Below are 301 nucleotides of genomic sequence, written 5' to 3' on the forward strand. Positions count from 1 at the left end.
GTCCCTACCTCAATCCCCATTAAGGGGTATAGGGCTGTATTGGTTATATAGGCTTCAAACATGGGCTCATTCCTCCTTTCCGGCCCTGTCAGCCAGCACCTCATAGATCCCGGCCATAATGTAATCGGCACAAGGGAGGGCAATCGCATTTCCCAGCGCCTTGTAGCGTTGCAGAGGCCGGATCTCCATGCCGTCCGCCCCGTACTTTGTCCAGCCCTCCGGCAGCCCCATCAGCCGTTCACTTTCTGTTTCCGTCAGAAAACGGATACAGCCGCCCTCCGGGTCGCCCTCATACCAGAAG

The 301-nt window shown here is 56.8% G+C and carries 1 protein-coding gene; it reads right to left on the reverse strand.

From position 1 onward, the window contains the following. Positions 1 to 66: 66 nt before the first annotated feature. Positions 67 to 301, reverse strand: a 235-nt coding sequence (locus NE591_RS14365) for a DNA cytosine methyltransferase (RefSeq protein ID WP_256156994.1), incomplete at its 5' end; no start/stop codon positions are given.

The organism is Adlercreutzia sp. DFI.6.23 (assembly GCF_024462535.1).
Taxonomy (GTDB): Bacteria; Actinomycetota; Coriobacteriia; order Coriobacteriales; family Eggerthellaceae; genus Adlercreutzia; species Adlercreutzia rubneri.